The sequence below is a fragment of the Streptoalloteichus tenebrarius genome (assembly GCF_024171885.1).
GTDB classification, from domain to species: Bacteria; Actinomycetota; Actinomycetes; order Mycobacteriales; family Pseudonocardiaceae; genus Streptoalloteichus; species Streptoalloteichus tenebrarius.
This window is the reverse complement of record NZ_JAMTCP010000024.1, coordinates 36,765-56,793: the sequence shown is the minus strand read 5'-3', so window position 1 is coordinate 56,793 and position 20,029 is coordinate 36,765. Positions and strand designations below refer to the sequence as shown.

The 20,029-nt window shown below is 74.1% G+C and carries 20 protein-coding genes; 19 read left to right on the top strand and 1 reads right to left on the bottom strand.

Annotated features, from left to right (window positions below; genetic code table 11):
• The first annotated feature begins 78 nt into the window (after nt 1–78).
• The 11 genes from LX15_RS19600 (at nt 79) to LX15_RS19550 (ending at nt 10,831) form a co-directional block, all read left to right on the top strand.
• Nucleotides 79–2,007: a type VII secretion-associated protein gene (locus LX15_RS19600; RefSeq protein ID WP_253671073.1), complete on the top strand. Its 1,929-nt coding sequence runs from the start codon at nt 79–81 to the stop codon at nt 2,005–2,007.
• 69 nt (nt 2,008–2,076) lie between these two features.
• Nucleotides 2,077–2,472, top strand: a complete 396-nt coding sequence (locus LX15_RS19595) for a hypothetical protein (protein ID WP_253671072.1) — start codon at nt 2,077–2,079, stop codon at nt 2,470–2,472.
• Nucleotides 2,473–2,640: 168 nt separating this feature from the next.
• A complete protein-coding gene (locus LX15_RS19590) occupies nt 2,641–2,961 on the top strand; it encodes a WXG100 family type VII secretion target (RefSeq protein ID WP_253671071.1) in 321 nt (106 codons plus the stop codon).
• 68 nt (nt 2,962–3,029) lie between these two features.
• Nucleotides 3,030–3,317: a WXG100 family type VII secretion target gene (locus LX15_RS19585; protein WP_253671070.1), complete on the top strand. Its 288-nt coding sequence runs from the start codon at nt 3,030–3,032 to the stop codon at nt 3,315–3,317.
• 670 nt (nt 3,318–3,987) lie between these two features.
• Nucleotides 3,988–4,431 (top strand): 50S ribosomal protein L13, encoded by a 444-nt coding sequence (gene rplM, locus LX15_RS19580; protein WP_253671069.1) that lies wholly within the window; start codon nt 3,988–3,990, stop codon nt 4,429–4,431.
• Nucleotides 4,428–4,910 (top strand): 30S ribosomal protein S9, encoded by a 483-nt coding sequence (rpsI, locus tag LX15_RS19575; RefSeq protein WP_372502759.1) that lies wholly within the window; start codon nt 4,428–4,430, stop codon nt 4,908–4,910. The genes rplM and rpsI overlap by 4 nt, the downstream gene beginning before the upstream one ends.
• Nucleotides 4,911–5,076: 166 nt before the next feature.
• A complete protein-coding gene (glmM, locus tag LX15_RS19570) occupies nt 5,077–6,411 on the top strand; it encodes a phosphoglucosamine mutase (protein WP_253671068.1) in 1,335 nt (444 codons plus the stop codon).
• A 28-nt stretch (nt 6,412–6,439) separates the two neighbouring features.
• The gene (locus LX15_RS19565; protein ID WP_253671067.1) at nt 6,440–6,790 is read left to right on the top strand and encodes a hypothetical protein; all 351 of its coding nucleotides are present in this window, start codon (nt 6,440–6,442) and stop codon (nt 6,788–6,790) included.
• Nucleotides 6,791–7,049: 259 nt separating this feature from the next.
• On the top strand, nt 7,050–7,367 hold the full coding sequence (locus tag LX15_RS19560; RefSeq protein WP_253671066.1) for a type VII secretion target: 318 nt from the start codon (nt 7,050–7,052) through the stop codon (nt 7,365–7,367).
• Nucleotides 7,360–10,329, top strand: a complete 2,970-nt coding sequence (locus tag LX15_RS19555) for a WXG100 family type VII secretion target (protein WP_253671065.1) — start codon at nt 7,360–7,362, stop codon at nt 10,327–10,329. The genes LX15_RS19560 and LX15_RS19555 overlap by 8 nt, the downstream gene beginning before the upstream one ends.
• A 64-nt stretch (nt 10,330–10,393) precedes the next feature.
• Nucleotides 10,394–10,831 carry a hypothetical protein gene (locus LX15_RS19550; RefSeq protein WP_253671064.1) on the top strand — a complete coding sequence of 146 codons (438 nt, stop codon included), beginning with the start codon at nt 10,394–10,396 and terminating at the stop codon, nt 10,829–10,831.
• 244 nt (nt 10,832–11,075) lie between these two features.
• Here the strand turns inward: LX15_RS19550 and LX15_RS19545 are convergent, their stop codons facing one another.
• Nucleotides 11,076–11,897 (bottom strand): dienelactone hydrolase family protein, encoded by an 822-nt coding sequence (locus LX15_RS19545; protein WP_253671063.1) that lies wholly within the window; start codon nt 11,895–11,897, stop codon nt 11,076–11,078.
• A gap of 78 nt (nt 11,898–11,975) precedes the next feature.
• Between LX15_RS19545 and glmS the strand changes: the two genes are divergently transcribed.
• The 8 genes from glmS to LX15_RS19505 all read left to right on the top strand — a co-directional run bounded on the left by glmS (nt 11,976) and on the right by LX15_RS19505 (nt 20,028).
• Nucleotides 11,976–13,847, top strand: coding sequence for a glutamine--fructose-6-phosphate transaminase (isomerizing) (gene glmS / locus LX15_RS19540; protein ID WP_253671062.1), 1,872 nt, complete (start codon nt 11,976–11,978; stop codon nt 13,845–13,847).
• Between the two features lie 87 nt (nt 13,848–13,934).
• Nucleotides 13,935–14,558 carry a hypothetical protein gene (locus LX15_RS19535; protein ID WP_253671061.1) on the top strand — a complete coding sequence of 208 codons (624 nt, stop codon included), beginning with the start codon at nt 13,935–13,937 and terminating at the stop codon, nt 14,556–14,558.
• A gap of 43 nt (nt 14,559–14,601) precedes the next feature.
• Nucleotides 14,602–14,994, top strand: a complete 393-nt coding sequence (locus LX15_RS19530; RefSeq protein WP_253671060.1) for a holo-ACP synthase — start codon at nt 14,602–14,604, stop codon at nt 14,992–14,994.
• A complete protein-coding gene (locus LX15_RS19525; RefSeq protein ID WP_253671059.1) occupies nt 14,991–16,460 on the top strand; it encodes an NAD(P)H-hydrate dehydratase in 1,470 nt (489 codons plus the stop codon). The genes LX15_RS19530 and LX15_RS19525 overlap by 4 nt, the downstream gene beginning before the upstream one ends.
• Nucleotides 16,461–16,530: 70 nt before the next feature.
• Nucleotides 16,531–16,890 (top strand): DNA polymerase beta superfamily protein, encoded by a 360-nt coding sequence (locus tag LX15_RS19520; protein ID WP_253671111.1) that lies wholly within the window; start codon nt 16,531–16,533, stop codon nt 16,888–16,890.
• Nucleotides 16,779–17,048, top strand: coding sequence for a hypothetical protein (locus LX15_RS19515; protein ID WP_253671058.1), 270 nt, complete (start codon nt 16,779–16,781; stop codon nt 17,046–17,048). The genes LX15_RS19520 and LX15_RS19515 overlap by 112 nt, the downstream gene beginning before the upstream one ends.
• 434 nt (nt 17,049–17,482) lie before the next feature.
• Nucleotides 17,483–18,769 carry an alanine racemase gene (gene alr, locus LX15_RS19510; protein WP_253671057.1) on the top strand — a complete coding sequence of 429 codons (1,287 nt, stop codon included), beginning with the start codon at nt 17,483–17,485 and terminating at the stop codon, nt 18,767–18,769.
• Nucleotides 18,766–20,028, top strand: coding sequence for an alpha/beta fold hydrolase (locus tag LX15_RS19505; RefSeq protein WP_308213490.1), 1,263 nt, complete (start codon nt 18,766–18,768; stop codon nt 20,026–20,028). The genes alr and LX15_RS19505 overlap by 4 nt, the downstream gene beginning before the upstream one ends.
• Nucleotide 20,029: the final 1 nt, after the last annotated feature.

The window sequence follows — 20,029 nt, the reverse complement described above, 5'->3', positions numbered from 1 at the left end:
CGAGAACGACGACAGGACGCCCGGACCTCCGGTCCGGGCGTCCTTCTTCCGCGTCCAGCCCAGTGAGAAGGTGAGCGGGTGACCCTGCACGTCGCGATCGACTTCGGCACGTCCAGCACCTGCACCGCGGTGGCCACGGGGGAGCACGCCGGCGGCGGCAGCGAGCCGCAGGTGGTCGTGGTCGACGGGCAGCCGCTGGTGCCCTCCGCGGTGTTCGCCGCCGCCGACGGCACGCTGTTCGTCGGGCACGAGGCGGAGCGCCAGGCCGCCGTGGACCCCTCCCGGTACGAGCCGCACCCGAAGCGCCGGATCGACGAGGGCGAGCTGCTGCTGGGCAGCACGGTGCTCCCGGTGCGCGAGGTCATCCGGGCCGTGCTGTCCCGCGCGGTGGGGGAGGCCAGGCGCGTCGCCGGCGGCGCGCCGGTCGACCTGCTGGTGCTGACCCATCCCGCGGACTGGGGCGCGATGCGCACGCACGTCCTGCGGCAGGCGGCGTCGGGGCTGGCAGCGGAGATCGCGCTCGTGCCGGAGCCGGTGGCCGCCGCCGTGTTCCACTCCGCCGGCCACGGCATGGCCGACGGCGCCGCCCTGGCCGTGCTCGACCTCGGCGGCGGCACGGTCGACTGTAGCGTCGTCCGCCGGCAGAGCGCGCCGTCCGCCCACGACCCTGGGCGGCCGGTCCCGGTCTTCCAGGTGCTCGCCACCAGGGGCGACCCCACGTTCGGCGGGGCCGACATCGACCAGGCGTTGCTGGAGCACGTCGGCGGGCTGGTCGCGGGGACCGACCCCGAGGCGTGGCGCAGGCTCGTCGAGGGGCGCGACCTGGCCGACCGCCGCCGCCGGCGGGTGCTGCGGCAGGACGTGCGGGGCGCCAAGGAGACGCTCTCCCGGCACGCCTACACCGACGTGCCGATGCCGCCGCCCTTCCCCGACGCCCACGTCACCAGGGCCGACCTGGAGGGGCTCGTCGCGGGCCCGCTGTCCCGCGCCGCCGAGCTGGTGGTGGCGACTGTGCGGGACGCGGGGCTGACGCCCCAGCAGCTCTCGGGGGTGTTCCTCGTCGGTGGGTCGAGCCGGATCCCCCTGGTGTCCCGTCTCGTCTACGAGCGTACGGGCCTCATGCCGATCACCCTGGACCAGCCGGAGACCGTCGTCGCCCGGGGCGCCCTGCGCGCCGTGACCAGGGACCCGGACCGCACCGCGGGCCTGCCTCCGGCCGCGTCGGCGGCGGGCGCGTCGCACCCGCCCCGACCGGGGACGCCCGCCGTCGGGCTCCCGGCGGGTTCCCCGGCTTCCGGCCCCTTCCCCTCGGTGGGCGGGGCCGCGGGCCCGAACCTCCGGCCGGTCCCCGGCACACCGCCCGCCGGGTTCACTCCGCCGGGCGGGTTCGGGGCTCCGGGCCTCCCTCCCGCACCGACCCCACCGACCCCACCGGCGGCGCCGGCGCCCCGCCGTCGCGCTCCGCTGCTCGTGGGCGGCGCGGTCGTGCTGGTCGCGGTGATCGCCACTGTCCTCGGCGTCACCCTGAGCGGGTCGGGCGACGAGGGCGACAGGAAGCCGCAGGCCGCGCAGGGACGGGAGATCGCCCAGTACGACTACCGGTTCCGGATGCCGGCCGACTGGGAGCAGACCGGCGGCGACGCCGGGCAGCGCAAGGTGCAGGTCAAGCCGACGGACGCCGCGGTCGACACCGACCTGATCGCGGTGCAGGAGTTCAAGCTCAACTACGACAGCGACGCCGACCGGGGCCGCGCGCTGCGCCAGCTCAGGGCCGAGTTCGACCGCTCGACCAGCCGGGGGTTCTCCGACTTCGAGGAGAAGGCGAGCTTCGCCGGCCGGGACGTCGTCCACTACCGGCAGCAACGGGAGTCGACCACTGTGGACTGGTACGTGCTGTTCCGGGGGACGACGCAGGTCGCGGTGGGTTGCCAGTACACCGAGGGCGGGCGGTCCCGGGTGGCGGGCGCCTGTGACGAGGTCGTCCGCACGCTGGAGATCACGGGCTGAGGGACGGGAAGGCCGGCGGTGCGGCGGTGGCTCGCCGACCGCGCCGGCGCACGGGCGAGGGAGGCGCGGATGTCCGAAGTGGACGAGGCCATGCGGAGGTTCCTGGCGGCGGTGGACTCCGCGTCCGACCGGGGGCGTCGGGCGGTCGCGGAGGCGAGGGAGCGGGACGCCGCCTTCCGCGGGGCCACCGGGGACCTGGTCGACCGGGTGCGGCGCGGCGGGGTCCCCGCGCGGCGCGACGAGCTCACCGCCGAGCGCCTGCGCGCGGCCGCGACCGGGTTCCGCGTCGAGCACCGACTGCCGGTGGAGGAGCTGCCCTCGGGCGCGGAACTCCTCGCCGAACATTCCCTCGAGCAAAAGAAGGCATTTGTTTCCGGGAACGTCGGGGAAGGGGCCGCGAACCGTCGCCGACCCGCCGAAACCGACGATGACGAGGACTTTTCCCAGGAGCGAATCCTCTACTGAGTCGCGGTTCCCGCCCCGTCGCGTTCCCGAGCGCAACTACTTCCGGAAAAACTCACCGGGGTGGGAACCGGAACTGGCAACCTCTGCGTCGCAGTGTTGTCCGGGACGGAAGGCGAGAGCCGGGAAGCCGCGGACGACGAGGACGAACGAGACAAGGGGGCCCACGAGATGGCCGGTTCCTACACCACCGACTCGGAGACGATGCGCCAGGCCGGCGTGGACGTCCTGAACACCAACAGCGACATCCAGGGCTCGCTGAGCAGCCTGCGCGGCCAGATCGAGCCGCTGGCCGCCGCGTGGAAGGGCGACGCCGCCGCGGCGTTCCACAAGCTGATCGAGCGGTGGCAGCACGACGCCGACAAGCTCAACAACGCCCTGAGCGACATCGCCGACATGATGGGCGCCTCCTCGCAGGAGTACCTGCGCCAGGAGGAGGAGCAGGCGTCGTCCATGAACTCGATCCTGGGCGCCCTCGGCGGCGAGGTCTGATCCAGCGCACCGGTCGACCGACCTGACCGCATCCCTCACTCGACTCTCGGACGTAGAAAGGCATTTCGATGGAGATCAAGGTTACTTTCGGTGCGCTGTCCCAGGCGCAGAGCGACATCTCCAGCACGGCCAACAAGATCGAGGGCCAGCTCGAGAGCCTGAAGTCGCGCCTCCAGCCGCTGGTGTCCACCTGGGAGGGTGACGCCGCCGCCGCGTACAACGAGCACCAGCGCAAGTGGGACGAGGCCGCCGCCGACCTCAAGCAGGTCCTCAACCAGATCGGCATCGCCGTCGGCCACGCCCTCGAGCAGTACCAGGACGCGGAGCGCAAGAACGCCTCCCGCTGGGGCGCCTGAGCCTGGCGGCTCGGACCGTCGAAGACCCCGGGGTCGCCCCGACCCCGGGGTCTTTCGCGTGTCCGGTGCTCGCGGCGCGGGGACGTGGCGGCGCGACCGGGGTGACATGACATGGCACCTGACCGGGTGATGCGGGGCCTGACGGTGTGACGGGGGCCGGCCGGGACGACGGCGGCACGCCCTTCCCGCGGCCGGGGTCGGCGGCGCAGTATGATCTCTGCCGCTCGGCCGACCAGGAGGTCGGCCGAGGTCCGGACGTGAGGCCGACCACGCGTGTCCCCGAGTGACCGCGGCGACGTCGGTCCCTTCTCGCGTGCCGCCCGTCCCCCGTCACCCGTTCGGTTGGGGCTGCCATGACCAGCCGCGACCCGGTACGGTGAAACCGCCCCGGGCATCACCCGGGGTGGGGGTCTCCCGGCCGCCGCCGGCGGTCGTGCGGGGCCCGTCGGGCGCACGTGGGGCGTGGTGTTCCGCGCTCCGCGCGAGCCCGAGGGGCCCTGGTCGGCGACCCCCGTTTTGACCCCGCCTCAGGTGGGCGGGTATCTTCTCCTGCTGTTGTGCGGTGTGCGGCACGTGGCCGCGTATGCCCCGAGGTCGAGCGGTTCCGCCGTTCCGTGCCGAGGTGACCGCCGCGACAACTTCCCGACGCGAGTGACGACGAGGTAGATCCGTGCGCACGTACAGCCCGAAGCCCGGCGAGGTTGAGCGCGCCTGGCACGTCATCGACGCGCAGGACGTGGTGCTCGGCCGGCTTGCCACCCAGGCCGCCACGCTGCTGCGCGGTAAGCACAAGCCGACCTACGCCCCGCACGTCGACACGGGTGACTTCGTCATCATTGTCAACGCCGACAAGGTCGCCCTGACCGGCAACAAGCGTGACCAGGAGTTCGTGTACCGCCACAGCGGTCACCCGGGCGGTCTGAAGAAGCGCTCGTTCGGCGAGATGCTGGACAAGCACCCCGAGCGGCTGGTCGAGAAGGCCGTCAAGGGCATGCTGCCGAAGAACAGGCTCGGCCGCGCCATGGGCCGCAAGCTGAAGGTGTACGCGGGCGCCGAGCACCCGCACGCCGCCCAGCAGCCGAAGCCGTTCGAGATCACCAAGGTTGCCCAGTGACCGACGCACTTGAGGACCAGAGCGTGACCACTCCTGAGACCGCTGAGACCGCCGACACCCTGGTGGCCGAGTACGCCGCCCCGGTCGTGAGCGACAAGCCCGTCCAGACCGTCGGCCGCCGCAAGGAGGCCGTGGTGCGGGTCCGGCTCGTTCCGGGCACCGGCAAGTTCACGGTCAACGGCAAGACCCTCGACGCCTACTTCCCGAGCAAGGTGCACCAGCAGCTCATCCGCGAGCCGCTGGTGACCGTGGAGCGGGCCGAGCAGTACGACGTGATCGCCAACCTGCGCGGTGGCGGCATCACCGGCCAGGCCGGCGCGCTGCGCCTGGCCATCGCCCGCGCGCTGGTCGCCCTGGACGAGGACGACCGCCCGGCGCTGAAGAAGGCCGGCTTCCTCACCCGCGACGCGCGGGCCAAGGAGCGGAAGAAGTACGGCCTCAAGAAGGCCCGTAAGGCTCCGCAGTACAGCAAGCGCTGACGCGCCTGCCTGGCCAGGGCCAGAGTGGGACAACCTACGGGAGCAGTCATCCGTCTGTCGGGTGGCTGCTCCCGTAGTGCTTTCGTCGTAGTTTCTTCCTCGTTCCTTCCCCGCCGCTTCTTCGCTGCGTCCCCTCGACGTCGTCTCGCAGGAGGTCCCGGAACCCATGGCGCGCCTGTTCGGCACCGACGGAGTGCGTGGTTTGGCCAACGCCGACCTGACCCCGGAACTCGCGCTCGCGGTGGCCGCCGCGGCCGCCAGGGTGCTGGGCGAACGCGACAGGACGCACCGCCCCGTCGCCGTGGTCGGCCGTGACCCCCGGGTCAGCGGCGAGATGCTGGAGGCCGCGGTGACCGCGGGCCTGGCCGCCGCCGGCGCCGACGTCCTGCGGGTCGGCGTGCTCCCCACGCCCGCCGTGGCCCACCTGGTCGGCCAGCTCGACGCCGACTTGGGCGTGATGATCTCGGCCTCGCACAACCCGATGCCGGACAACGGGATCAAGCTCTTCGCTGCGGGCGGCCACAAGCTGCCCGACGCGGTGGAGGACGAGATCGCCGCCCGCCTGACGGACACCGCGGCGCGGCCGACCGGGGCCGGCATCGGCCGGGTGCGGGACGTGACGGACGCCGCCCGGCGCTACGTCGACCACCTGCTGGTCGCCGTGCCGCAGCCGCTGACCGGGCTGCGCGTGGTCGTCGACTGCGCCAACGGCGCCGCCTCGACCGTGGCCCCCGAGGCGTACCGGCGGGCGGGCGCCGAGGTGGTCGCGCTGCACGCCTCCCCCGACGGGGTGAACATCAACGACCGGTGCGGGTCCACGCACCTCGACCAGCTCCGCGCGGCGGTCGTCACGCACGGCGCCGATCTGGGCATCGCCCACGACGGTGACGCCGACCGCTGCCTCGCGGTGGACGCGGCGGGGGAGCCGGTCGACGGCGACCAGATCATGGCCGTCCTCGCCCTCGCCATGAAGGAGAGCGGCGAGCTGGCCCAGGACACGCTGGTCGCCACGGTGATGAGCAACCTGGGGCTGCACCTGGCCATGCGCGCGCACGGCGTCACCCTGCGGACCACCGCCGTGGGCGACCGGTACGTGCTGGAGGAGCTGCGCGCGGGCGGGTACTCGCTGGGCGGCGAGCAGTCCGGCCACGTCGTGCTGCCGGCCCACGCGACCACCGGCGACGGCCTGCTCACCGCGATGCGGCTCATGGCGCGCATGGCGGGCACCGGCCGGCCGCTGGCCGAGCTGGCCTCCGTGATGCGACGGCTGCCGCAGGTGCTGGTCAACGTTCCGGTCAGCGACAAGGCCGCGGTGGTCAGCGCCCCCTCGGTGGCCGAGGCGGTCGCCGCCGTCGAGGCCGAGCTGGCCGGCCAGGGCAGGGTGCTGCTGCGCCCCTCCGGGACCGAGCAGCTCGTCCGGGTCATGGTCGAGGCGCCGAGCCAGGACGCGGCCGAGGCGGTCGCCCACCGGCTGGCCGGCGTGGTGTCGTCGGTCGGCTGAGCCCGGCCGGTCGGGAGGGGGTGCGGCGGTGGGGCTCAAGGTCATCGAGCTGGCGATCATCGTGTTCGCCGTGGTCGCGGTGCTGGTCGTGGTCCTGGTCCTCGCGCTGCGCTCCCGACGCCCCAAGCAGCCGCCGAGCGGCTGGCCGCCGGCGGGTCACGGCCCCGCGCCCGGATACGGCCCACCGCCCGGTCATGGCGCACCGCCCGGTTATGGCGCACCGGCAGGCCACGGGTCGCAGCCCGGTTATGGCGCTCCTCCTCCCGGGCCGTACCACCACCCCGGGCAGGCCGGGGTGCCGCAGCCACCGACCACCCCGCCGCCGGGCTACCCGGCGCAGCCCCCGTCCGGCCCGCCGCCCCAGCAGTGGGGCGGCTGAGGGCTCGCCGCCCGAACCCACGCTGACGTTCGTCGGTTTCCACCGGTTCGTCCCCGCCTCGCCCTGACGCACCTCGCCGCGCGGCGCCGCTGCCTTCGCGAAAGCGAGCATCGCGTGCGAAGTGGACCTCTCCGCGTGATCGGCCTGGCACCATGGGAACCCTGGTCCGTTCCCGGGCGTCCGAAGCGCGGATCGTCGCCTCGGGCGTCGCCGTGGCCGGGGGGACCACGTGGGTGGGAAGCATCATGGAGGGGGCCGTATGACCGGGAAGCTCGGCGTCTCATCCGCCGACCTCACCTCGGCCGCGAAGGGGTACCAGCAGCACGGGCAGGTCGTCACCGACCAGAAGGCGGTGGTCGAGGCCGCCAGGATCGACCCGGGCAAGTTCGGCCGTGACCAGCAGTTCCGCCCCTTCGGGGCCGCGTTCGGCGAGTTGGTCGCCAAGCTGGCCGCGAACACGGCCGCCTACGGCGCGAAGGCGAACGAGGTCGCCCAGAAGCTCACCGAGACCGCCGGCGAGTACGCGAGGACCGAGCAGGGCAACGCGGCCAACCTGAAGGGGACGCACTGTGCCTGACCAGGCCAAGGGCAAGGAGATCCGCGAACTCCTCAACAGCCCGGACGTTCCCGAGGAACAGAAGAAGAACCTCGTCTTCGCGCTCGGCGCCGTCGATCCCACGAACGACTACTACCAGTACGCGGAGAAGTACGGCGTATTGCTCGATCTGCATGCCATGGATGGCGGCCAGGTCGACGCGGCGATCGCCAAGGCCAAGGAGTACCGCGAGGTCGGCACCAGCATCAAGCGCCTGGAACAGGGCGGTGACGTCGCGAACTCCAACCACCTGCTCGACGACGGCGCGCCGGGCCTGCGATTCTTCGAGAAGTTCCTCCCGCTCTACAAGGAGGCGATGGGCGTCACCGGCAAGGGCGGGGGGCAGAACGGCGACATCGACCTGCGGCGCGACGTCTACGCGGAATACGACAAGGTCCGCGACATCGATTTCGGCGCGTTCCGCCACGCGGCCAACAAACTGAACGAGGCCGGCGGCAAGCTCGACGAGGCCAAGGTCGGCATGGCCAACGCGGCCAAGCCGCTCCAGAGCACGTGGCAGGGGACCGGCGCCCAGGCCGCGTTCGCCCACATGGGCAAGGTCGACATGGGCGGCAGCGTCGTCTCCGGCGACCTCAAACGGGCGGCGCAGGCCGTGGCCGCGGCCTCCGGCGACGCGCAGAACAAGGTCCGAGAGTTCGCCAAGCGCGTGCACGACCTGTACGACGAGCGGTGCGCCGGCATGTCGGAGGACGACGTCCGCGAGGCCATCAAGGTGGCCAAGGGCGACGCCACGCTGTCGTTCGGGGAGAGCCTGAAGATCACCCTGAAGGCCGGTGTCATCGGCGCGATGACCGGTCTGTTCGCGCCGCTGGTGGGCGGCGTGATCCACATGAACGACGTCAAGAAGGCCATCGAGGGCAAGGTCAACGAGGCCAAGCAGAAGCTCGACCTGTTCACGCAGGACTTCGCGAACCGGTACCGGATCTTCCGGGAGGCGTGCGCCGCCATCCAGCGCGGGATCGGCGAGTCCTGGCAGAAGCTCCAGCAGGCCATCGGCGACGTGCACCCCGACGCCTTCAAGGACGTCCAGGCCGGGGACTACACGCCGGACCCGAAGGGCGACGACAGGGGTGACGGGAAGGGTGTCGTCGGCGGCGGCACCGGCAACGGCAACGTCGGCGGTGGCAACGGCAACACCGGTGGCGGGGACATCAAGACGCCTCCGGTGCCGGCCGTGGACGATCTGAAGCCCAAGGAACCGACGCCCGACGTGTCGACCGGCCCGACCAGGCTCAAGCCGGGCGACGTCGATCCGCGCAAGCAGGAGAGCGTGACGATCGAGGACCACGGGCGCAAGATCACGGTGAACAGCCCGGACGGCCAGGGCGACGTGAAGATCAGCGTGACGGGTCCCGACGGCAAGCCGAAGACCTACAACATCGACTTTGGCATGGCCACGCCGAAGGACGGGGCCGGCCCCGGAGCGCTCGGCCCGGACGGCAAGCCGCTGATGCGGACCATGGACCTGCGGCCGGGCGAGGGCGGCCACCTCTCCCAGCCGGGGCAGCCGACCTCTCCGGGGCACCCGGCGACCCCGGGGCAGCCGCTCGGGCACCCCGCACCGGGACAGGGCGGGTCCGGCGCCGTCCCGCCGCCGCTCCAGGTGAGCGGCGAGCAGCTCCTCCAGCCCGGCCCCGACGGGAAGGCCGTCATCCGCGACGGCGAGCTGACCATCACCGCGTCCCACCCGCCCGGCGCGCCCGACCGGGTCACGGTGACCGTCGACGCCGGTGACGGCTCCAAGCCGACCACCTACGAGCTGGACTTCGACGAGAAGGGCCAGGCCAAGCAGGACGGCGCCGCCGGCACCCGGCCCGACGGCCTCCAGCAGGGCGGGCACGGCGGCGGGCAGCGGCCCCCCGTGTCCCCGATCGGCTACCCCCAGGGCGAACAGCCGAGGCACGGGCAGCAGTACTTCACCCAGCCCTACCCGGTGGGGCAGGACGACCCGCGCCCGCCGTTCGGCGGTCAGCGCGGGGAGTTCGTCCACCCCGTGGCCCCGGTCGCGAGCGGCCCGAGGGACGAGTTCGCGCACCCGGTGGCCCCGGCCGCCAGCGGCCCCAGGGAGGAGTTCACCCACCCGGTCGCGCCCGCCCCGCACAACCCGGTCTTCCCCGGCCCCGGGCAGGGCGGGCCGGCGCCGTACGGGCCTCCCGCGCCCTACGGTCCGGTCGGACCAGCTCCCGCCGACCCGTCGAGCTGGGGTCCTGGCGGGGGCGGCGCGGCGATGCCCCCGGGAGGTCCGGCCCCGGTGGGCCCGGCCCCCGCGCCTCCGGGCGGCTGGCAGCCCTCGGTGCCGCCCTCGGCTCCCGTGGGGCCGATGCCGTACCCCGACACGTCTCCGACGGGACCGGGCGTGACCGCCCCCGCCACCACCGCGCCGGCGAGCGCTGGGTTCGCGCCGCTCAACCCGCTCGGCTTCGCGTCGGGACAGGACGGGCAGCCGCACGGGTACGGCGGAGGCCAGGCGGGACTGGCCGGCCAGGGATACGGCGCCCAGGGACACGGCGCTCAGGACGGACAGGCCGGCTACGCCTCGGCGGGGTACGGGCCCGGTGGCTACTCGGCCATGAACCCGGCCTCCTGGAGCCAGCAGGCCGGCCCCGCCGGCGCGCCGGGACCGGAGCAGAGCGGCCTGGCCAGCACCCACGCTCCGCAGGCCAACGGGCCGGGCGGTGCGGGCCTGGCCGGCATGCCCGACCAGGGCGGCGGCTCGGCCAGCGGCCCCAACGCGGGACAGGCCGGCATGATGGGCGGCGGCATGCCGATGATGGGCGGTGGCATGGGCGCCCACGGTGGAGCCGGCGGCGATCAGCAACGCGGCGGCAACCAGTGGCGCGCCCAGGGCGGTCAGCTCTTCAACGACGACGAGCAGTCCGCCGTGCATCGCATGCGGGGCGTCCTCGGGGAGGAGAAGCGGTGATGTCGTCGGCCGACCGGGTGTCCCGCGAGAACACCGCCGAGGCGGCTGAGGGGAAGGAGCGGCGGTGAGGATCGACCCGGCCATCCAGCAGTTGTTCGACGAGAGCTCCGCCGACCTCCGTCGGCGGATGTCGGACCTGGGCGCCGAGCTGGAGGAGAGCAAGGAGCGGCACGCGCAGCGGACCAAGGAGATCACCGAACGGTTCGCCGCCGAGGAACGGGCGTTGCTCGACAAGTTCGAGAACGCCATGGAGAAGCCGCAACCCCCCACGGCGGCGCGGCACAGCGGTGTCGGGGAGCACCAGTTCTTCGACGACGACGAGGAGACGGCCCGGCCGCAACCGCAGGGCGCGTCGCCGGCGTCCGCGTCGTCGGGGCCGTCGTTCTCCGCGCCGCCGCTGTCCCCGGTGGCGCCCGCTCTCCCGGCGCAGCGGCCCCGCGCTGCCCGACCCGCGCCCGTCGATGACGACGAGGACTACTCGCAGGAGAGCTGGCTCACCTGACCGGCCGGCCGGAGGGCGAACGGCTGCCGTGTCCTCTGTGGACATGGCAGCCGTCCTTTTCGGGCACCTCGGCGTCCTGTCAGCCAGTTCGTCTACTGAGGACAGTCTAGTTCGGACGGTTTCCGGTTTTTCCCCGGCGGTGCGAACCGGACGGATCGGCGGGGGACCGTGGACAGGGGACGCCCAGTCGGGACAGTGCGAACGAGACGGTGCGAGGAAGACGGTGCGCCGAGGACGGTCGACGTCACCGTGCGGCGGCGCCGGCCAACGGACCCCGCGTGAGGTCGATCGGGCACCCGCGCACGTCCTCGGACAGGAGCACGTCGTAGTCCCGTCGGCCGGCGAGGTGCCGGAGGAAGAACGCGGTCAGCAACGCCCTCGCCAGCCGCCGCGTGCCCCGTTCCGGCGCGCCGTCCAGCAGCAGGTCGCTGTAGTGACGCCCCTCGGTGAAACCCAGGTGGGTCGCCTTCCCGACGGTCCGCAACGTCACCGGCCCCGCCCACGCCCGCGCGAGGGGCTCGGCGTGGGCCACCGACGGGGCGAGGCGGTCGCGCCCCGCCGCCACGTGCAGGGCGGGCATCCGGCAGCGGCCGGCCACGGCCAGCGCGGACGGGCGGGACTCCGCCGGCGCCAGCGTCGCCACCGCGCGCACCCGCTCGTCCTGGGCGGCGGCGAGCACCGCGCACCCCGCGCCGAACGAGTGGCCGGCCACCCCGAGCCGCTCCGGGTCCACGCTGATCCCGCCGTCACCGAGGCGCACCCCGGCGCACACGTCCAACGCGGTGCTCAGGTCGGCGGCGAACAGCCGGTGCGAGGCCAGCGGGCCGCGCTGGGTGGCGGGGGCCGCGACCACGATCCCCCACGACGCCAGGTGCCGCATCAGCTCCCGGTACCGCTGCGGCGGCTGCATCCAGCCGTGCCCGAACGCCACCGCCGGCAGGCCCAGCCCCGAGCGCGGGGTGAGCACCAGTCCCGGCAGCCCCACCAGACCGAGGTCCCCGTGGAGCACCTCGTGCGGTCCGGGCCGGCTGAGCTCCTCCAGCGCCTGCTTGGCTGTGCGCGCCATGTGGTCGGACGGTAGTCGATCGCGCACGGTCGCACGGAGGTGACGGGGTGGAAGCGCGTTCTGGCTAGTCTGTCGGACGTGTGTGGGATCGTTGGTTACGTAGGGCACAGGTCCGCGCTCGATGTGGTCCTCGAGGGACTGAGCCGGCTGGAGTACCGGGGCTACGACTCGGCCGGTGTGGCCGTGTTGGACGGCGCCGGCGGCCTGGCCGTCGAGCGCAAGGCCGGCCGGTTGGCCAACCTCGAGGCGAGGCTGGACGAGGTCGGCAGGGACCGCTTCGCCGGGACCGCCGGCATGGGGCACACCCGGTGGGCCACCCACGGCGCGCCCACGGACCCGAACGCCCACCCGCACCGGGACGAGACCGGGCGACTCGCGGTGATCCACAACGGGATCATCGAGAACTTCGCGCAGTTGCGGGCCGAGCTGGAGGCCGCGGGCGTGGAGCTGGTCAGCCAGACCGACACCGAGAGCGCCGCGCACCTGATCGGCAGGGCCTACCGAGGCCTGGACGGCTCGGACTGCGCCGGCGACCTCGTCGCCAGCGTGCGGACCGTGTGCCGCCGGCTGGAGGGCGCGTTCACCCTGGTCGTGACGCACGCCGACCACCCCGACCAGGTGGTGGCCGCCCGTCGCTCCTCGCCGCTGGTCGTCGGCGTCGGTGAGGGTGAGCACTTCCTGGCCTCCGACGTGGCCGCGTTCATCGAGCACACCAGGGACGCCGTCGAGCTGGGCCAGGACCAGGTCGTCGTGATCGACCGCGAGGGCTACCGGATCACCGACTTCGCCGGCGAGCCGGCCGAGGGCCGCCCGTTCCGCGTCGACTGGGACCTGTCGGCCGCCGAGAAGGGCGGCCACGACTACTTCATGCTCAAGGAGATCGAGGAGCAGCCCGAAGCGCTGGCCAACACGCTGCGCGGGCACTTCCAGGACGGGCGCATCGTGCTCGACGAGCAGCGCCTCGACCCGCAGGACCTGCGCGACATCGACAAGGTCTTCGTCGTCGCCTGCGGCACCGCCTACCACTCCGGCCTGGTCGCCAAGTACGCCATCGAGCACTGGTGCCGGCTGCCCGTCGAGGTCGAGCTGGCCAGCGAGTTCCGCTACCGCGACCCCGTGCTCGACCGCGACACCCTGGTCGTGGCGATCTCGCAGTCCGGCGAGACGATGGACACCCTGGAGGCCGTGCGGCACGCCAGGGAGCAGAAGGCCAGGGTGCTGGCCATCTGCAACACCAACGGCGCGCAGATCCCCCGCGAGTCCGACGCGGTGCTCTACACGCACGCCGGGCCGGAGATCGGCGTGGCCGCCACCAAGACCTTCCTGGCCCAGATCGCGGCGAACTACCTGGTCGGCCTGGCGCTGGCCGGCGCGCGCGGCACCAAGTACCCGGACGAGGTGGCCCGCGAGTTCGCCGAGCTGGAGGCGATGCCGGCGGCTGTGCAGCGGGTGCTGTCGACCGTGGAGCACGTGCGGGAGCTGGCCCGCGGCCTCGCCGACGCCAAGGCGGTGCTGTTCCTGGGGCGCCACGTCGGGTTCCCGGTGGCGCTGGAGGGCGCGCTCAAGCTCAAGGAGCTGGCCTACATGCACGCCGAGGGCTTCGCGGCGGGCGAGCTCAAGCACGGCCCGATCGCGCTGATCGAGGAGGGGCTGCCGGTCGTGGTGGTCATGCCCTCCCCGAAGGGGCGGGCCGTGCTGCACTCCAAGCTGCTGTCCAACGTGCAGGAGATCCGCGCCCGCGGCGCCCGCACCATCGTCATCGCCGAGGAGGGCGACGAGACGGTCCGCCCGTTCGCCGACCACCTCGTCGAGATCCCCGCGGTGCCGACGCTGTTGCAGCCGCTGGTCGCCACGGTGCCCCTCCAGGTGTTCGCGGCCGAGGTCGCCAGGGCCAGGGGCTACGACGTGGACAAGCCGCGCAACCTGGCGAAGTCGGTCACGGTCGAGTGATCCTTCGGCGGACTGCCTCACACTGACAGGTGGCCTTCGCTACGTATGACGTGGCGGGGGCCACCTTCCAGTGCAGAGGGGACGGCGATGACAGCCACCGGGACCACCGAGCCGCGGCGCCTGCTCGCGGCCGTCGCGAGCAACGTGTTCGGGCCGGAGGTCTGGGTCGTCACCCTGCCGCTGGCCGTCGGCTGGCGGGCCACCGGCGAGCGCATCTGGCCCACGCTGGGCTGGTCGCTGTGGATCGCGGTGTTCGCGGCGGTGATCCCGATGGTCGTCATGGTCCGCGGCGCGCGGCGCGGCCAGTGGGAGGGCCGGTACGTCGACAACCGCGAGGCCCGGCTGGTGCCGTTCCTCGTGTGCATGGGCTCGGTCCTGCTCGGCTCGGTCGGCCTGTGGCTCGGCCGCGCGCCGGGCGCGTTGATCGCCCTGGCCGCCGCGATGCTGGCCACCCTCGCGGTCTGCCTGTACATCACGGTCGCCCGGCGGTGGAAGATCTCGCTGCACTCGGCGGTCGCCACCGGCGCGGTCGCCATCCTGACCGTGCTCTACGGGCCGTGGGCCGCCCTGGTCGCGCCGCTGGCCGCGCTGTCCGCGTGGTCCAGGGTGGTCCTGGGCAAGCACACCGTGGCGCAGGTCTTCGCCGGCGCGGCCGTGGCCGTCCTCGCGGGCGGGGGGCTGTTCTGGAGCGTCCAGGCGGTCCTGCCGTGAGCGCGTCCCGCGCCGGCGCCGCCGGCGTGGCAGCCTGAGTCGCATGATCGTGGGCATCGGCACCGACCTCGTCGGCGTGCGGCGGTTCGCCGCCGCCGTCGAGCGCAGCCCCGGCCTGGTCGAGCGCGTGTTCACGGCGGAGGAGCGGACGACGTCGGACGGACGGCCGCGCCGCACCGCCTCGCTGGCCGCCCGGTTCGCGGCGAAGGAGGCGACGGTGAAGGCGCTCGGGGCGCCACCCGGCTACCTGCTGACCGAGTGCGAGGTCGTGTCGGGGGCGGACGGGCGGCCCACCCTGCGCCTCTCCGGCGCGCTCGCGGCCGCCGCACGGGCCGTGGGCGTCACCTCATGGCACGTCTCGCTCACCCACGACGCCGACCTGGCCGCCGCCATCGTGGTGGCGGAGGCCCGCGCCGGGCAGGATGACGCCCCATGAAGGGCGTGTGGACGGTCGAGCGGGTCAGGGACGCGGAGCGTCGGGTCTTCGAGCGGACCCCGGAGGCCGCGTTGATGCGGCGGGCGGCGTTCGCCGTGGCGGTGCGCTCCGCCGAGCTGCTCACCGAGCACACGGGCGGCACCGCCGGCCGACGCGTCGCGCTGCTCGTGGGCGCGGGGAACAACGGGGGCGACGCGTTGTGGGCCGGCGCGTTCCTGCGCCGCCGTGGCGTGGCGGTGACCGCGGTGCTGCTCGCCCCGGAGCGTGCCCACGCCGAGGGCCTGGCCGCCCTGCGGCGGGCGGGCGGGCGACGGGTGTCGGTGCCCGAGGACGGGGAGACCGCGCGGGCGGTCGTCGCCGAGGCGGACCTGGTCATCGACGGCATCGTGGGGTTGTCGGGGCGGGGTCCGCTGCGCGTGGACGCCGAGGCGCTGGTCGCCGCCGTGACCGGGCTGGTGGTGGCGGTCGACGTCCCCAGCGGGGTCGACCCGGACACCGGCGCGGTGAGCGGCCCCGCGGTCCAGGCGGACGTCACCGTCACCTTCGGCGGGCGCAAGCCGGGGCACGTGCTCGGCGAGGGAGCGGTGTTCGCGGGCGCGGTGAGCGTCGCCGACATCGGTCTGGGCGACGAGCTGGGCGAGCCCGACATCGTGCTGCTCGACGCGGCCGACCTCGGCGCCCTCTGGCCCGTGCCGGGGCCGGAGGACGACAAGTACACGCAGGGCGTCACCGGGGTGGCGGCCGGCTCGGCGGCCTATCCCGGCGCCGCCGTGCTCGCCACGGGCGCGGCCGTGCTCGCCACCTCCGGCATGGTCCGGTACGCCGGGCCGGCGGCCGACGCGGTGCGCACCCGGTGGCCCGAGGTGGTGGCCACCGGCTCGATCGGCGACGCCGGGCGCGTGCAGGCGTGGGTGGTCGGCCCGGGACTGGGCACCGGCGCGGCCGGACGTGACGTGCTGGCCCACGCCCTCGGGCAGGGGGTGCCGGTGTGCGCCGACGCCGACGCGATCAACCTGCTCGCGTCGACCCCCGAGCTGTGGGACGCCAGGGACCCGGACACGCCCTTGGTGCTCACCCCGCACGAGCGCGAGTTCGCGCGGCTGGCCGGGGACGTGGGCGCCGACCGGGTGGCGGCGGCGCGCCGGGCGGCCGAGCGGTACAACGCCGTGGTGCTGCTCAAGGGGCACACGACGGTGGTGGCCGCGCCGGACGGGCGGGTCCTGGTGAACCGGGCGCGCGGAGCCTGGCCTGCCACGGCGGGATCGGGTGACGTGCTGTCCGGGCTGATCGGCGCGCTGCTGGCCGCCGGGACGGACCCGTGGCTGGCGGCCGGGTGCGCCGCCGGGGTGCACGAGCTCGCCGGCGACCTCGCCGCCGACGGGGCGCCGATCGGGGCGTCCGCGCTCCTGCGGGCGATCCCGGACGCCGTCCGGATGGTGCGCACCGCCGCGGCCGCGTCGGCGTAGGTCGCTCCGGGAAATTCGGTGCGTCGTCCCCCGGTTCGTGGCTACCGTTCCCGGCTCGCTCCGGAAGTGGATGCGGCTCGCCCTGCACGGCAACCCGACGGTGATCCTCCCGCTGTTCGTGCCGGAGAGCGAGGTCGTCCTCGCCACGCGCCTGGGCCGGGAGCTGAGGGCCACGCCGGAGCTGGTCCTCTCACGCCGGACGGCGCGCCGCTTCCTCGGCTACCTCGACGCCCAACGGCCCGCCTGCTGGGGGAGAAGGGGGGTGCGCGGCCGGAGCTGGTCGAACGCCACGGCTTCGACACGAAGTTCGCGTACCACATGGTTCGCCTCGGCCTCCAGGGCGTGGAGCTGCTGGAGACGGGCCGGATCACCTTGCCCATCGCCCAGCCGTGGCGCGAGCGGCTCGGCCGGCTGCGCGAGGGCGAGCTGAGCAGGGAGTTCGCGCTGGACGCGGCGGCGGAGTTCGAGGCGCGGCTCCGGGAGCTGGCGCACACGTCCCCGCTGCCGGAGGAGCCCGACGAGGACAGGGCCAACCGGTGGCTGGTCCGGGCGTACCAGTCCACGTGGGAGGAGAAGGGCTGGCTCTGAGTTCGGGCCTCTGAGTTCCGGCGGACGAGGTCTGGCTCGTGCTGACGTCGGTGTGAGCCGAGGCCGGCTCGTGCCGAGGCCGGAGGGGCCGAGTTCGAGCGGCTCCGGTGTCCGGATGTCGGGCGCGCTGGGGCGGCGCCGCTGTTCCTGCTTGCAGGCGGCGAACGCAAGACCTGCCACGCATCTCCCGCCGCTTGGGGGGATGAATTCATCCTGTGGTGAGTGGAGTTGTCCACAGGTGCCCGAGTTGTCCACAGCGCAGCGTGAGGCACTTTGACGCTCCGTGGTGGGCGGATAGGCTGGTGCAGGGGTCGCCCCCCAGGGCGGGTGGGGGCTGACCTCGGTGAAGGCGGGGCGTGGCGCGGCGTCGGTGGCCGAGGGCACGGCGGACGCGGCCGAGGCGGAGCAGCGCGCTGTGCCACGATAGCAGGGTTATGACTGCGCAGGACGGAGCATTCCCCCGCGCCGAGGTCGTGGTCGACCTGGACGCGGTGCGGCACAACGTCGGGCTGCTCGCCGACCGGGCGAACCGCTCCGGCGCACGAACCATGGTCGTGGTCAAGGCCGACGGGTACGGCCACGGCGCTGTCCAGGTCGCTCGCGCGGCGCTGGAGGCCGGCGCGAGCTGGATCGGCGTGTGTCACCTGGACGAGGCGCTGGCGCTGCGCCGGGCCGGTGTCACCGCGCCGGTGCTGTCCTGGCTGCACGTCCCGGACGAGGACTTCGCGCCCGCCGTGGCGGCCGACGTCGACCTCTCCGTGTCCTCCCTCCGCGCCCTCGACGCGGTCCTGGCCGGGGCGCGCGCGGTCGGCCGCCCGGCCCGCCTGCACCTCAAGATCGACACCGGCCTCTGCCGCAACGGCTGCCCGCCGGACCACTGGCCGGAGCTGGTCGCGGCCGCGGCGGCGGCCCAGGCGGCTGGGGAGGCCGAGGTCGTGGCCGTTTGGTCCCACCTGGCCGCGGCCGACGAGCCGAACCACCCCTCCGTCGACGCGCAGGCCGAACGGTTCGCGGCGGCCTACGACGTGGCCAGGGCGGCCGGCCTGACGCCGATCCGGCACATCAGCAACTCCGCGGCGCTGCTCACCCGCCCCGACCTGCACTTCGACCTGGTCCGCCCCGGGGTGGCCGCCTACGGCCTCAACCCGGTGCCGTGGGCCGGCGACTTCGGCCTGCGGCCGGCCATGACCTTCCGCGCCAGGGTGGCGTTCGTGAAGCGCGTGCCCGCCGGCGAGGCCGTGTCCTACGGCCGCACGTGGGTCACGCCGAAGGACACCACGCTGGCGCTGGTCCCCACCGGTTACGCCGACGGCGTGCCGCGGGCGCTCAGCGGCCGGATGGAGGTCTGGCTGGCGGGCCGGCGGCGACCGGTGGTCGGGCGCGTCTGCATGGACCAGATCGTGGTCGACTGCGGCGACGACCCGGTGGCCGAGGGCGAGGAGGTCGTGTTGTTCGGCCCCGGCGACCGCGGCGAGCCCACCGCGCAGGAGTGGGCCGACACGCTCGGCACCATCCACTACGAGATCGTTACCGGGATGGTCCGGCCCCGGGTGGTGCGTACGACGACGAGCCGCGCCGACCAGGGCGACCGCGCTGAGCAGACCGACCGGGCTGAGCAGACCGACCGCGCTAGTCAGGCTGAGCAGGCCGGCCCCGCCGACCAGGCCGAGCGCGCCGGTCGAGGCCAGGACCGGCGGACACCCACCGGGGTCAGCTCGTGAAACCCCTCTGGCGTGCCGTCGGGCTCGCCGGCGGTGTGGCGGGCGCGGTCACCGGTCTCGTGGTCGGGGTGACGGCGTCGCGGTCCCGCGCGCGTCGACGCGCGGACCGGGAGCCGCTGATCGATCCGCCGGCCGACCGCGAGTGCACGGTGGCCGCCGACGACGGCGTCCCGCTGTCGGTGGAGGAGGTCGACCCGGCCGACGGCGGCGAGCCCGACCTCACCGTCGTCCTGGTGCACGGGTACACGCTCGACCGGCGGTCGTGGCACTTCCAGCGGCTCGACCTCCCCGAGCTGACCAACCCCCGCGTGCGGCTGGTGCGCTACGACCAGCGCGGGCACGGGCGCTCGGGGTCGTCCCCCCGGGCGAGCTGCACCCTGGACCAGCTCGGCCGCGACCTGGACGCGGTGCTGCGGGCGGTCGCGCCGACCGGACCGGTCGTGCTGGTCGGGCACTCGATGGGCGGCATGACGATCATGGCGCTGGCCGAGCTGCGGCCCGAGCTGTTCCTGGAGCGGGTGGTCGGCGTCGCCCTGCTCGGCACCTCGGCCGGCGAGATCGGCCGGCACGGCCTGCCGCGCCCGGTGCTGTCCCGCTACAACCCGGTGACGCTCGGCCTGGCCACCCTGGCCGGGTGGCAGCCGGGGCTGCTCGAACGCGTCCGCCGGGTCGGCGACCACCTCAACTGGGGCGCGGTGCGGGCGCTCGCGTTCGGCGACCGCCGCGTGGACCCGCGACGCGTGGACCTGGTGCACCGCATGCTCGCCGAGACCTCCGTGCGCGCGATCACGGACTTCCTCCCCACACTGGGCTCCCACCACCGGTACGCCGCCCTGGCCGGCCTGCGGCAGTGCGAGGTGCTCGTGATGGCCGGCGATGCCGACCAGATCACGCCGTTCGCGCACTCCGAGGTGATCGCCGCCGAGCTGCCGGACGCCGAGCTGGTCAGGGTGCCCGGCGCGGGGCACATGGTGGGGTTGGAGCAGCCGGAGCTGGTCGACGAGCTGGTGGCCGCGTTCCTGCGGCGCTGCGCGGTTCGGTGCGGGACCGCCAGGAGCGGGGCCGACGGGGCGGCTGGGCTCGACCAGCCGGGGCGCGACAGAGTCGGCCTCGACCGAGTTGACCTGGACCGGGCTGACCTCGACGGGGCTGGTCTCGGCAGAGCGGGGCTCGACGGCGTCGGACCGAACGGGGTCGGGCCGGACGGGCTCGGGCTGGATCGGGGCGACGAGGGCGAGTGGGTGGAGAGGCGAGCGTGAC